At 55.6% G+C, this 12,705-nt stretch carries 10 protein-coding genes and 4 tRNA genes; 13 read left to right on the top strand and 1 reads right to left on the bottom strand.

Annotation, left to right across the window (positions count from 1 at the left end):
• Nucleotides 1-20: 20 nt before the first annotated feature.
• Complete coding sequence (locus tag BEN48_RS14370; protein ID WP_070735589.1) at nucleotides 21-524, bottom strand: biotin/lipoyl-containing protein; 504 nt, start codon at nucleotides 522-524, stop codon at nucleotides 21-23.
• Nucleotides 525-621: 97 nt separating this feature from the next.
• Between BEN48_RS14370 and BEN48_RS14365 the strand changes: the two genes are divergently transcribed.
• From BEN48_RS14365 to rpoB, 13 genes are all read left to right on the top strand, one after another.
• On the top strand, nucleotides 622-3,210 hold the full coding sequence (locus BEN48_RS14365; RefSeq protein WP_070735588.1) for a M1 family metallopeptidase: 2,589 nt from the start codon (nucleotides 622-624) through the stop codon (nucleotides 3,208-3,210).
• A 170-nt stretch (nucleotides 3,211-3,380) separates the two neighbouring features.
• Nucleotides 3,381-3,463: transfer RNA gene (locus BEN48_RS14360), tRNA-Tyr, on the top strand.
• A gap of 17 nt (nucleotides 3,464-3,480) precedes the next feature.
• A tRNA-Gly gene (locus BEN48_RS14355) sits at nucleotides 3,481-3,553 on the top strand.
• Between the two features lie 15 nt (nucleotides 3,554-3,568).
• Nucleotides 3,569-3,640: transfer RNA gene (locus BEN48_RS14350), tRNA-Thr, on the top strand.
• Nucleotides 3,641-3,807: 167 nt separating this feature from the next.
• The gene (gene tuf, locus BEN48_RS14345) at nucleotides 3,808-4,998 is read left to right on the top strand and encodes an elongation factor Tu (RefSeq protein ID WP_070735587.1); all 1,191 of its coding nucleotides are present in this window, start codon (nucleotides 3,808-3,810) and stop codon (nucleotides 4,996-4,998) included.
• A 149-nt stretch (nucleotides 4,999-5,147) separates the two neighbouring features.
• Nucleotides 5,148-5,218 (top strand) — tRNA-Trp (locus BEN48_RS14340).
• A 62-nt stretch (nucleotides 5,219-5,280) separates the two neighbouring features.
• Entirely contained in the window at nucleotides 5,281-5,475 is a 195-nt protein-coding gene (gene secE / locus BEN48_RS14335) for a preprotein translocase subunit SecE (protein WP_070727239.1), read from the top strand.
• A gap of 12 nt (nucleotides 5,476-5,487) precedes the next feature.
• The gene (gene nusG, locus BEN48_RS14330; protein ID WP_070735586.1) at nucleotides 5,488-6,054 is read left to right on the top strand and encodes a transcription termination/antitermination protein NusG; all 567 of its coding nucleotides are present in this window, start codon (nucleotides 5,488-5,490) and stop codon (nucleotides 6,052-6,054) included.
• Nucleotides 6,055-6,175: 121 nt separating this feature from the next.
• Complete coding sequence (rplK, locus tag BEN48_RS14325) at nucleotides 6,176-6,619, top strand: 50S ribosomal protein L11 (RefSeq protein WP_070727243.1); 444 nt, start codon at nucleotides 6,176-6,178, stop codon at nucleotides 6,617-6,619.
• Between the two features lie 19 nt (nucleotides 6,620-6,638).
• Nucleotides 6,639-7,337: a 50S ribosomal protein L1 gene (gene rplA, locus BEN48_RS14320; RefSeq protein ID WP_070727245.1), complete on the top strand. Its 699-nt coding sequence runs from the start codon at nucleotides 6,639-6,641 to the stop codon at nucleotides 7,335-7,337.
• A 14-nt stretch (nucleotides 7,338-7,351) separates the two neighbouring features.
• The gene (rplJ, locus tag BEN48_RS14315) at nucleotides 7,352-7,900 is read left to right on the top strand and encodes a 50S ribosomal protein L10 (protein WP_070735585.1); all 549 of its coding nucleotides are present in this window, start codon (nucleotides 7,352-7,354) and stop codon (nucleotides 7,898-7,900) included.
• Nucleotides 7,901-7,968: 68 nt separating this feature from the next.
• A complete protein-coding gene (gene rplL, locus BEN48_RS14310) occupies nucleotides 7,969-8,349 on the top strand; it encodes a 50S ribosomal protein L7/L12 (RefSeq protein WP_070735584.1) in 381 nt (126 codons plus the stop codon).
• 267 nt (nucleotides 8,350-8,616) lie between these two features.
• Nucleotides 8,617-12,486, top strand: coding sequence for a DNA-directed RNA polymerase subunit beta (rpoB, locus tag BEN48_RS14305; protein WP_193408683.1), 3,870 nt, complete (start codon nucleotides 8,617-8,619; stop codon nucleotides 12,484-12,486).
• Nucleotides 12,487-12,705 lie beyond the last annotated feature (219 nt).

The raw sequence follows: 12,705 nt of genomic DNA, 5'->3' as shown, positions 1-12,705 counted from the left end.
AGGTAGGGGAGGGCTGGCCTTTACGCGAACTGTACCAGAACCTGGCCTTTTTGCACGTTGTCGCGCAGGTTCACCTTTAGGCCGGCAATGGTGCCGTCGGCCGGTGCTTTCAGAATGTTTTCCATCTTCATGGCCTCCAACACCAGCAGCGGGTCGCCTTTCTGCACGGTTTGGCCCGGCGTCACGCGAATGTCAACGATGAGACCGGGCATGGGAGCCTTCAGTTCGTTTACTTTCGTGGCGGCGGCATTGCTCATGCCCAGCCGCTCGAGGAGCAGGTCGAACCGGTCCTTGGCATTGAGCTCAACGCGCTGCCCGTTTATCTTTAATACAATATTCTTCGTCGCATAATCCGTTGATACAACTTCCGCATTATAGGAACGGCCTTCGTGCAGCACGTGGAACCGGCCTTCGCCCAAATCTGCCATATCCCAGGCAAAAGGCTGTCCGTTAAGCGTAATAGTATCGGCGGCGCGGTAGTCAACTTCCCATAGTTGTTCGGGGCCGGTGCTGATTTGGAGCATCTGAGGAGGATAGGGTGGGATGGAAGCGGGGGTTAAAGGTAGGCCAAATCTCAAATTAATTCAGAAATTGAGGCGTTTTTCGCCCGTTCTTGTCGGCATGAAGTATTTGGTTCCGGGCCTTACCAGCCTGTTGTTATGTATTCAACTCCTGGCAGCTGCTCAAGCGCCGGCCTCCGGCCAGCGCCGGCCCGCTGCCAAGGGCCCGGCGAATAGGAAAGCATTGCCGGCTGCTGTTGCAACGCCTGCGCCTGCTGGCCTAGTGGTCCCGTCGTGGCTGCCGGCCGATGCTCCCCTGCAGCCTGCAGCCACCATCCTCACCGATATAGTGGACACCAAGCTGGACGTGCGCTTCGACTACAAGAAGCAGCACCTGCTGGGTACGGCCCTGCTCACGCTGCGCTCCCATTTCTATCCGCAGTCCGAAGTAGCGCTCGATGCCAAGGGGTTTGATATACAGAAAGTGGAGCTGGTGAGCGATAAGAAACCCAAGGTCCTCACTTACACCTACGACCGGCGCAAGCTCGTCATCGCCCTCGACCACCCCTACCCGCGCACCACGCCCTACCAGGTGCGCATTGTGTACGTAGCCAAGCCCAACGAGCTGCCCCAGGGTGGTTCGGCGGCCATCACCTCCGATAAAGGCCTGTACTTTATCAACCCCCTCGGTACCGAGAAAAACAAGCCCCGCCAAATCTGGACGCAGGGCGAGACCGAGGCCAGTTCCTGCTGGTTTCCCACCATCGACAAGCCGAACCAGCGCATGACGCAGGAAATCAGCATGACGGTGGAAAAGCAGTTCAAAACGCTTTCCAATGGTGTCCTCACCGCCTCCAAGGCCAACGCCGATGGCACACGCACCGACACCTGGAAGCTAAAACAGCCCCACGCGCCCTACCTCGCTTCCATGGTAGTCGGCGATTTTGCCGTTGTGAACGACTCCTGGCACGGCAAGCCCGTCGATTATTACGTGGAGCCGCAATACGCCGGCACCGCCCGCGCCATCTTTGGCCGCACACCCCAAATGCTCGATTTCTTCTCCAAGAAGCTGGGCGTAGAATATCCCTGGGACAAATACGCTCAGATAGCCGTGCGCGACTACGTGAGCGGCGCCATGGAAAACACCACCGCCACCACCCACGGCTCCACCATTCAGGCCACCCGCCGCCAGCTATTGGATGCCAACTACCAGACCAGCGAGTCGGTCATCGTTCACGAGCTGTTCCATCATTGGTTTGGCGATTATGTCACCAGCGAGTCGTGGGCTAATTTGCCCCTGAATGAATCATTCGCCGATTATTCCGAGCTGCTGTGGGCCGAGCACAAGTACGGCCCCGATGAAGCCGGCCTCGTGCAGGAGATAAAAATCAACAACTACCTCGAAGAAGCGCAGTCCAAGCGCGAGCCCCTTATTCGTTACCGACACACCAACCGGGAAGACATGTTCGACCGGCACTCCTACGACAAAGGAGGCCGCGTGCTCCACATGCTCCGCAAGTACGTAGGCGACGACGCCTTCTTTGCTTCCCTCAATCGCTACCTCATTCAAAACAAGCAGACGGCGGTGGAGCTCTCCCAGCTGCGCACGGCCTTTGAGGAAACCACCGGCGAAGACCTGATGTGGTTTTTCAACCAATGGTTCCTGCAGCGCGGGCACCCGGAGCTGCGCATCACTCATTCCTACGCCAACAACCAGGTCACGCTGCGGGTGCAGCAAACCCAGGACACCCTGTTTCAGCCCGTTTTCCGTCTGCCCGTCACCGTGGCCGTCTGGACCAACAACAACCAGCCCACCGAGCACCGCATCACCGTCACCAAAGCCAGCCAGACCTTTGTGCTGCCTGCCAACCAGAAGCCCAGCCTGGTCAAATTCGATAACGAAAGCCAGCTACTGGCCCAGTTTGACGAAGAGCGCACCCAGGACGAGCTGATATTCCAGTTCTACCACGCCCGCAGCTACCAGCAAAAATCGGAGGCCCTGGACTTGCTCCAGAACAAGACCACGGAACTTGCCGTGAGCGGCCTGTTGCGCAACGCCCTGACTGACAAGTTCTGGGCCGTGCGCCGGCTTGCCCTCGACCACCTGCGCCGCTACCGCGGCCCCGAGCCCGAAGGCATGCGCAAAGACATCCAGCGGCTGGCCACCACCGACGTCAACCCCCGGGTGCGGGCGCAGGCCATTACCACCCTGGCAAGTTTTCCCGATGGCACCTTCGGGCCTATCTACGGCGCCGCCATCGGCGACAGCTCCGCGCTGGTGGCCGCCGCCGCCATTCAGGCCCTCGCCAAGAAGCCCGACGCGAACACCAGCCAGCAAGTGGCTACCCTCGACAACACCACCAGCAGCCCGCTTATTCTGGCTCTGGCCAACTACTACGCCACAAACGGCACCCTCGACCAGTACAGCTGGTTCCTGCGCCGCCTGCCCGACGTAGCCGAGGCCGACCTGTACGCCTACTTCCAATCCTTTGGCACCCTCATGACGCGTATTCCGCCCGTAGAGCGCGACAGCGGCATCAAAACCTTGGAGAAATATGCCCGCAATGCCCCCCGCTATGAAATCCGGCTCGGGGCTTACCGAGGCCTGGCCCTGCTCATGCCCACGTCTCCAAACCTGAAGGCGCTTCTCCAAAACATCCGCGAAAAGGAAACCGACGACCGGCTCAAGGCTTTTTATAACCTTATGTAGAAGGGCATAAGCCCACTTTTTTGAAAAAAGTCTAAGGTTTTTTTGCTTCACCCCTTGCCCGTTGTCAGAAAAGCCCTAATTTTGCGACTCCTTACGAAACACTACTACCTCGGTAGCCAGCAAAACGAAAGGGAATAGCTTCTTGGCAATCGGCCGATGAGCAACAAATTGGGGAGGTTCCAGAGCGGCCAAATGGGACAGACTGTAACTCTGTTAGTGTAAACTTTCGAAGGTTCGAATCCTTCTCTCCCCACTTTTTGAAGGCCAACTGCGGGAGTAGCTCAGCTGGTAGAGCGGCAGCCTTCCAAGCTGCAGGTCGCGGGTTCGAACCTCGTCTCCCGCTCATTTTTTAGCATAAGCCGTTTTAGCTCAGTGGTAGAGCACTTCCTTGGTAAGGAAGAGGTCATGGGTTCAAATCCCATAAATGGCTCAGATTACAATACAAGACCTACAGGCCATATTTTCGGGCTGTAGGCGCGGTTCTCTCAGGTAAGCGACGCACAGTTTTCTATTTCGTAGGGGCTGAGTCTCGCTTTCTTGTTGTAGGGTCGGTTTTATCCTCAAATTCACTTCACCACCTCTTTTTTACTCTTTACAATGGCTAAAGAAAATTTCGACCGGTCCAAGCCGCACGTAAACATCGGTACCATCGGCCACGTTGACCACGGCAAGACCACCCTGACTGCCGCTATCACGCAGGTGCTGGCCAACAAGGGCCTAGCTGAGAAGCGCGATTTCGGTTCGATTGACAACGCCCCCGAAGAGAAAGAGCGTGGTATCACCATCAACACCTCGCACGTAGAGTACTCGACCGTAAACCGTCACTACGCTCACGTTGACTGCCCCGGTCACGCCGACTATGTGAAGAACATGGTAACTGGTGCTGCCCAGATGGACGGTGCTATCCTCGTGGTAGCTGCCACCGACGGCCCAATGCCCCAGACCCGTGAGCACATCCTGCTCGCTCGTCAGGTGGGTGTTCCTCAGCTGGTGGTGTTCATGAACAAAGTAGACATGGTGGACGACCCCGAGCTCCTCGAGCTGGTGGAAATGGAAATCCGTGAGCTGCTCTCGTTCTACGACTTCGACGGCGACAACATTCCAGTTATCCAGGGTTCGGCCCTCGGTGGCTTGAACGGCGATGCTGCTTGGGTAACCAAGATTGAGGAGCTGATGGACGCGGTTGACTCGTTTATTCCGATTCCTGCTCGTCTGACCGACCTGCCTTTCCTGATGCCTGTTGAGGACGTGTTCTCGATTACCGGCCGTGGCACTGTTGCTACCGGTCGTATCGAGCGCGGCATCATCAACTCGGGTGAGCAAGTCGACATCCTGGGTATGGGCGCTGCTGCCGGCCTGAAGTCGACGGTTACGGGTGTGGAAATGTTCCGCAAAATACTCGACCGTGGCGAAGCTGGTGACAACGTAGGTCTGTTGCTCCGTGGTATTGAGAAAGAAGCCATCCGTCGCGGCATGGTTATCTGCAAGCCCGGTTCGGTAACTCCTCACCAGAAGTTCAAGGCTGAGGTTTACGTTCTCTCGAAAGAGGAAGGTGGCCGTCACACGCCTTTCTTCAACAACTACCGTCCGCAGTTCTACCTGCGTACCACCGATGTTACCGGCATCATCACCCTCCCCGAGGGGGTTGAAATGGTAATGCCCGGCGACAACATCACCATCACCGTGGAGCTCATCAGCAAAGTGGCAATGGAGAAAGGCCTCCGCTTCGCTATCCGTGAGGGTGGCCGTACGGTAGGTGCCGGCCAGGTAACCGAAGTTCTCGACTAAGCTTCGGCTTAAGCAGTAAAAAAAGCCGCTCTCGAAACCTCGGGGGCGGCTTTTTTACGCTGAAACAGAAGGTCATATTTGTTTTGTCCACTGTTTCTCTTACCTTTGCACTCCCTTTGGCGAAATGCGCGCGATGGGAATGTTAACAAACGAGTGTGGTGCAGCGGTAGCATACGGGTCTCCAAAACCTTTGACGGGAGTTCGAATCTCTCCACTCGTGCAATCTGGGCCAGTTGGCCCGCTCCATGTCGTTACCAGCGGCAACGCTGCTTTTTTCATCCAATGGACAAACTGAGCAATTATTTCCGCACCACCATCGAAGAGATGCGCTACAACGTAACGTGGCCCTCTACGACGGAACTGCAAAAGAGCGCCGGTCTGGTGCTTATCGGTTCGCTCGTGTTTGCCGTAGTGGTAGGCGTCATGGACATTAGCTTTGAGTCGGTACTTAAAGTGTTTTATAACTCGTTTCGCTAATCAGCAATCAAGATGGGCGAATTGAAATGGTACGTGGTGCGCTCCGTGAGCGGCCAAGAGAAAAAAGCCAAAAACTACCTCGAAACGGAGCTCGGACGGCATAACCTGACCGAGTTGGTGCCTCAGGTACTGATTCCGGTAGAGAAGGTGTTTGAGATGCGCAACGGCAAGAAGCGCGTACGCGAGCGGAACCTCTACCCCGGCTACATCATAATCCACGCCGACCTCGGCCACGGTGAAGTAGACCACATCATCACCAGCACACCCGGCGTGATTGGTTTTCTAGGTGATAAAGACAAGAAGGACGCGGCCAATAACAAACCCGTTCCCCTGCACATCACCGAAGTCAACCGCATTCTCGGCATTGTAGACGAAGCCGAACAACAGGTTGATGCCGCACTCGACAAGCCTTACGTAGTGGGCGAACTCGTGAAAGTGGTAGATGGTCCTTTCAATGGCTTCTCCGGTAACGTAGACGAAGTATTTGAAGAGCGTAAGAAGCTCAACGTAGTCGTGAAAATCTTCGGTCGTTCGCAGCCGGTAGAACTCAGCTATACTCAAGTAGAAAAAGAGGTGTAACCCTCTCTCGATTATACCACGCCGGCTAATTGCTCCGGGTCGGCGGGGCTTCCAACTAGGAGTTTATACAAACTGAGGCAAGCACGAGTTACGACGTAGGAGCCACAGCCTATACAATCAAATGGCCAAAGAAATCAGAGGTTATCTGCGTCTGCAGATAAAGGGAGGCTCAGCGAATCCATCGCCGCCGGTAGGACCTGCACTTGGTAGCAAAGGCTTGAACATCATGGAGTTTTGCAAGCAGTTCAATGCGCGCACCCAAGATAAAGCCGGCCAAGTTTGTCCTGTACTCATCACCATGTACACCGACAAGTCGTTTGACTTCGTGGTGAAGACGGCACCGGCTCCGGTGTTGCTCATGGAAGCTGCTAAGTTGACGAGCGGTTCGAAAGAGCCAAACCGTAACAAAGTAGGCTCCGTGACATGGGACCAAGTCCGCACCATTGCCGAAACCAAAATGGCTGACCTCAACGCCTTCAAGGTGGAGTCGGCTATGAAGTCGGTGGCTGGTACGGCCCGCAGCATGGGTATTACCATCAAGGGCGACTCTCCTTTTGCTGAATAATTAAAAGGAAAAACGACAGATGGCAAAAATCAGCAAAAAGCGCAAGGAATCCCTTGCCAAGCACGACCTCACGGAAGTTCGCAGCCTCCTGGAGGCTGCCAAAGTGGTGAAGGACATTACCTACACCAAATTCGACGCTTCGGTCGATATCGACGTTCGCCTCGGTGTGGACCCTCGCAAAGCGGACCAGATGGTTCGTGGCGTGGCCACCCTGCCCCACGGCACCGGCAAAACCGTTCGCGTTCTGGCTCTGGTTACTCCCGATAAGGAGGCCGAAGCTCTGGCCGCCGGCGCCGATTTCGTGGGTCTGGACGACTATATCTCGAAAATCGAGAAAGGTTGGACCGACATCGACGTAATCATCACCATGCCCGCCGTAATGGCTAAGGTAGGTCGTCTGGGCCGTGTGCTCGGCCCCCGTGGTCTGATGCCGAACCCGAAGTCGGGCACCGTAACGACTGACGTAGCCAAGGCTGTGCAGGAAGTGAAAGCAGGTAAAATCGACTTCAAAGTTGACAAAACCGGCATCATTCACTGCTCGGTTGGTAAAGTATCGTTCGATGAGAAGATGCTGGCAGAAAACGCGCTGGAGATTATCCAGACGTTGGGTCGCCTAAAGCCTTCTTCGTCGAAAGGCACCTACATCAAGAGCATCACGCTCAGCAGCACGATGTCGCCTGCCGTTCCGGTAGACAGCCAAGTAAACTCCGCTAACTAATTAACCAACCAAACATGACCAGGGAAGAAAAACAAACCCTCGTGGATGAGTTGAGCGGAAAGATTCAATCGCACAACTCGTTCTACATTGTCGATGCTTCGGTGATGTCAGTAGCGAAAATCAACGAGTTTCGTCGTCTGTGCTTCAATCGCGGAATGGAATACAAGGTGTACAAAAACACCTTTATCCGGAAAGCGCTGGACACCTTGGGCCACGATACCTCGGAGATGGATGCCGCGCTGAAAGGCCAGTCGGGTGTGTTGTTCTCCTCGGAGAGCGGCTCGGCTCCCGCCAAGCTGTTGCGCGACTTCTACAAGTCGCAAGCTTATCCCCGTGGCGCAACGCTGAAGCCCGTGCTGAAAGGCGCTTATGTAGATGCCAGCATCTACATCGGTTCCGACCAGCTGGAAGGTCTTACGACCCTCAAAGGCAAGCAGGAGTTGCTCGGCGAGCTCATCGGCCTGCTGCAGTCGCCTGCCAAGAATGTTATCTCGGCTCTTCAGAGCGGTGGCAACAAACTGGCTGGTATCCTCAAAACGCTTTCCGAAAAAGAGGCCGCTTAAGCGTCAGTCTTCTTTTTCGACTTCAATAATAAATTTTCAACAACACTTTTTTTTAACAATCTACAGAAATGGCAGATTTGAAAGCATTCGCTGAGCAGCTCGTAAACCTGACGGTGAAAGAAGTAAACGAATTGGCAACCATCCTGAAGGACGAGTACGGCATTGAGCCCGCTGCTGCTGCTCCTGTAATGATGGCCGGCGGCGGTGGTGCTGCTGCTGACGAGGCTCCTGAGGAGAAGACGTCGTTTGACGTTATCCTGAAGGCTGCCGGTGGCGCTAAGCTGGCTGTAGTTAAGCTGGTAAAGGACCTGACCGGCCTCGGCCTGAAGGAAGCCAAAGAGCTGGTTGACGGTGCTCCTAAGCCCCTGAAAGAAGGCGTAACCAAAGACGAGGCTGAGTCGCTGAAGAAGCAGCTCGAGGAAGCCGGTGCTGAAGTAGAGGTTAAGTAATTTCTGCTCCTGAAGCATCTCCGGACCCGCTTCGAATAAGGATTAGACCTGGCAACTTAGCCAGGTCTTTTCCTGTTTGTAGCGTGTCAACCGCGCGAGCCACCCAGTTCGCGCTTTTGCTATGTCAGCTAACTATCTTGTTGCATAGGTAGTTGGGGAGTGCACTGCACCGCTGACTAGTCGCCATTGCGGCTTCCTTTATTACGCTTCTGTGTCCATCTTTTAATCCCCATCGCATTGGCTACACCGAAAGCAAAGACGGCTGCCCTGAAGAAAACGGCCGCTGAGCGAATCAATTTCGCCAAGATTAAGAAGGTTATCGAGTACCCGGACTTCTTGGACGTGCAGGTTCGCTCGTTCCAGGAGTTCTTTCAGCTGGAAACGGCTGCCGAACGCCGTTCTAACGAAGGATTGTTTAAAGTGTTCGCCGAGAACTTTCCGATTTCGGACTCGCGCGAAAACTTCGTACTCAACTTTATCGACTATCACGTTGACCCGCCGAAATATTCGGTCGACGAGTGCATCGACCGTGGTTTGACCTATTCGGTTCCGCTGAAGGCCAAGTTGCGCTTGATTTGCAATGATAAGGACAACGAGGACTTCGAAACGATTGAGCAGGAGGTGTTCCTCGGGAACATTCCTTACATGACCGTGAAGGGTTCGTTTGTTATCAACGGCGCCGAGCGTGTTATCGTATCGCAGCTGCACCGCTCGCCGGGCGTATTCTTCGCCCAGAGCAAGCACACCAACGGTACCAAGCTGTATTCGGCCCGTATTATCCCGTTCAAAGGCTCGTGGATTGAGTTCGCCACGGACGTGAACAACGTGATGTATGCGTACATCGACCGGAAGAAGAAATTCCCGGTGACGACGCTGCTTCGCGCCATCGGCTACGGCACCGACAAAGACATTCTCGACCTGTTCGGGCTGTCGGAGGAAGTGAAGTCCGATAAGAAAAACCTTAAGAAAGCCGTTGGTCGCAAGCTGGCTGCCCGGGTGCTCCGCACCTGGACGGAAGACTTCGTGGACGAGGACACCGGTGAGGTAGTATCGATTGACCGCAACGAAGTGTTGCTGGAGCGCGATGCGACTATTGAGGAAGCTGACATCGACGTGATTCTGGAGGCCGGCGCCAAGTCGGTGATTCTGCACCGCGAGAACGTGAACATTGCAGACTTTGCAATTATTTACAACACGCTGCAGAAGGACAACTCCAACTCGGAGAAAGAAGCCGTAGAGCAGATTTACCGCCAGCTCCGCAACACGGAGGCACCTGACGAGGAAACCGCTCGCGACATCATCCAGAAGCTGTTCTTCTCGGACAAGCGCTACGACCTCGGTGAGGTGGGCCGCTACCGGATTAACAAGAAGCTCCAGATTGGTATGGACCAGGAGTCGCGGGTATTGACCAATCAGGACATCGTGCTGATTGTGAAGTATCTGATTGGCTTGAGCAACTCGAAGGCCATTGTCGATGACATTGACCACTTGAGCAACCGCCGCGTGCGCACCGTGGGCGAGCAGCTTTACGCCCAGTTTGGCGTGGGCCTGGCCCGCATGGCGCGTACCATCAAGGAACGCATGAACGTGCGTGACAACGAGGACTTCAAGCCGGTCGACCTGATTAACGCCCGGACGCTGTCCAGCGTTATCAACTCGTTCTTCGGTACGAACCAGCTGTCGCAGTTCATGGACCAGACCAACCCGCTAGCCGAGGTGACGCACAAGCGTCGCGTATCGGCACTGGGGCCAGGAGGTCTGTCGCGTGAGCGCGCTGGCTTTGAGGTACGTGACGTTCACTACACGCACTACGGTCGTCTTTGCACCATCGAAACGCCGGAAGGACCTAACATTGGTTTGATTTCGTCGCTGTGCGTGCACGCCCGCGTGAATGCCATGGGCTTCATCGAAACGCCTTACCGTGACGTGAAAGCCGGCAAGGTGGACATGAGCCCCAACGTGAAGTTCCTGACTGCTGAGGAAGAAGACACCCACCACATTGCGCAGGCCAACGCCAAGCTCAATGATGACGGCATCTTTACTTCGGAGCTGGTGAAAGGCCGTTTCGAAGGTGACTTCCCTGTAGTAGCTCCATCGGAGTACACTTACATGGACGTGGCCCCGAACCAGATTGTATCGGTAGCTGCTTCGCTGATTCCATTCCTGGAGCACGACGACGCCAACCGCGCACTGATGGGCTCGAACATGCAGCGCCAGGCGGTGCCACTGCTCCGCCCCGAGGCTCCGATTGTGGGCACGGGTCTGGAAGCACGTATTGCCAGCGACTCGCGTACCCTGATTATGTCGGAAGGCGAAGGCGTGATTGACTACGTGGACGCTAACAAAATCGTGGTGAAGTACGACCTCACGGACGACGACATCATGGTGAGCTTCGACGCGGAGCGTATCACCTACGACCTCATCAAGTTCCGTCGTACTAACCAGGACACCTGCCTCAACCTGACGCCGCTCGTGAAGCGCGGCGAGCGGGTGACCAAGGGCCAGGCGCTCTGCGAAGGCTACGGCACCAACCAAGGCGAGCTGGCCTTGGGCCGCAACATGCAGGTGGCATTTATGCCGTGGCAGGGCTACAACTTCGAGGATGCCATCGTCATCTCGGAGCGCGTGGTTCGCGACGACATCTTTACCTCGATTCACATTGAGGAGTTTGAGCTGGAAGTGCGCGAGACCAAGCGCGGCGAAGAAGAGCTGACCTCGGAAATTCCGAACGTGAGCGAAGAAGCCGTGCGCAACCTCGACGATAACGGCATCATCCGCCTCGGCGCGGAGGTGAAGGAAGGCGACATTCTGATTGGTAAAATCACGCCGAAGGGCGAGACGGACCCCACGCCGGAAGAGAAGCTGCTCCGTGCCATCTTCGGCGACAAGGCCGGCGATGTGAAGGATGCTTCGCTCAAAGCGCCGCCCTCCTTGCAGGGTGTGGTTATCGGCACCAAGCTCTTTTCGCGTCCTAAGAAAGACAAAAACCTCCGGGCCAAGTCGAAGAAGGAAGTGGAAGACCTGAAAGGGACTTACGCGCAGGAATTGCGCGGCGTGAAAGCCATCATGGTTGATAAGCTGGTGCAATTGCTGGAAGGCAAGACGAGCCAGGGCATCAAGCACCGCTTCGGCGAAGAGATGATTTCCAAAGGCGTGAAGTTCAACCGTAAGAACATCAACGAGGGGATGTTCCCCGAGAAGAATCCTTACAAGGATGAAAGCAACTACGCCGTTCCGGAAGAAGTGAACCTGTTTAAGGACCTGATTCTGGAAGGCTGGACGGCTGATGCCCGCGTGAACGGCCTGGTGCTGGAGCTGGTGCGTAACTACGCCAAGCGCCGCAATACCATCACCGCGCGCTTCAAGCGTCAGCGCTTTACCCTCGAAGTAGGTGATGAGCTGCCCGCCGGCATTGTGCAGCTGGCTAAGGTATACATCGCCAAGAAGCGCAAGCTGAAGGTGGGTGACAAGATGGCCGGCCGCCACGGTAACAAAGGGGTGGTAGCCCGCATCGTGCGCGATGAGGACATGCCCTTCCTGCCCGACGGCACGCCAATGGACATCGTGCTGAACCCGCTTGGTGTACCAAGCCGCATGAACATCGGTCAGATTTACGAAACCGTACTCGGCTGGGCCGGTCTGAAATTGGGTCGCACCTATGCTACCCCAATTTTCGACGGTGCTACCGAAGACGAAGTGGCGCACGAGCTGACCGCTGCTAACCTGCCCGACTGGGGCCGTGCTTATCTGCACGATGGCCTGACGGGCGACCGTTTCGACCAGCCAGTAACCGTGGGTGTGATTTACATGCTCAAGCTTGGTCACTTGGTTGACGACAAGATGCACGCTCGTTCCATTGGGCCGTACTCGCTCATCACGCAGCAGCCGCTGGGTGGTAAGGCGCAGTTCGGTGGCCAGCGCTTCGGCGAAATGGAAGTGTGGGCACTGGAGGCCTTCGGTGCTTCCAACGTGCTGCAGGAAATCCTGACCATCAAATCGGATGACGTGGTAGGCCGCGCCAAGGCGTACGAAGCCATTGTAAAAGGTGATATTCTGCCCAAGCCGAATATCCCCGAGTCGTTCAACGTGCTGCTCCACGAATTGCGTGGTCTGGCGTTGGAAATCACGATGGAGTAATTAGTTGTCAGTTGCTGGTTGTCAGTTGTTAGGCTCATAATCGAATCTAATAACTGACAACCAGCAACTGATAACTAAACTGCCCGGTAGGCAACAGGAGGCGCTGATTGAGCGACTCTGGTAACGAGTGGTGAGAAAACGCTTCGATGAAAGAAGCTGGGGACGCTGTTCCGAGATATGGTCAGTGCAGCATCAACCTTCCCTAAGCAACTTAATCGA

It is taken from the genome of Hymenobacter glacialis (genome assembly GCF_001816165.1).
GTDB classification, from domain to species: Bacteria; Bacteroidota; Bacteroidia; order Cytophagales; family Hymenobacteraceae; genus Hymenobacter; species Hymenobacter glacialis.
Note: the sequence above shows the minus strand (reverse complement) of the source record. Positions and strands in the feature narration are given on the sequence as shown.

What these genes read in the sequence shown, in the direction of transcription:
- BEN48_RS14370 (WP_070735589.1), bottom strand. Translation starts at nt 524, where the DNA reads ATGCTCCAAATCAGCACCGGCCCCGAACAACTATGGGAAGTTGACTAC.
- BEN48_RS14365 (WP_070735588.1), top strand. Translation starts at nt 622, where the DNA reads ATGAAGTATTTGGTTCCGGGCCTTACCAGCCTGTTGTTATGTATTCAA.
- tuf (WP_070735587.1), top strand. Translation starts at nt 3,808, where the DNA reads ATGGCTAAAGAAAATTTCGACCGGTCCAAGCCGCACGTAAACATCGGT.
- secE (WP_070727239.1), top strand. Translation starts at nt 5,281, where the DNA reads ATGGACAAACTGAGCAATTATTTCCGCACCACCATCGAAGAGATGCGC.
- nusG (WP_070735586.1), top strand. Translation starts at nt 5,488, where the DNA reads ATGGGCGAATTGAAATGGTACGTGGTGCGCTCCGTGAGCGGCCAAGAG.
- rplK (WP_070727243.1), top strand. Translation starts at nt 6,176, where the DNA reads ATGGCCAAAGAAATCAGAGGTTATCTGCGTCTGCAGATAAAGGGAGGC.
- rplA (WP_070727245.1), top strand. Translation starts at nt 6,639, where the DNA reads ATGGCAAAAATCAGCAAAAAGCGCAAGGAATCCCTTGCCAAGCACGAC.
- rplJ (WP_070735585.1), top strand. Translation starts at nt 7,352, where the DNA reads ATGACCAGGGAAGAAAAACAAACCCTCGTGGATGAGTTGAGCGGAAAG.
- rplL (WP_070735584.1), top strand. Translation starts at nt 7,969, where the DNA reads ATGGCAGATTTGAAAGCATTCGCTGAGCAGCTCGTAAACCTGACGGTG.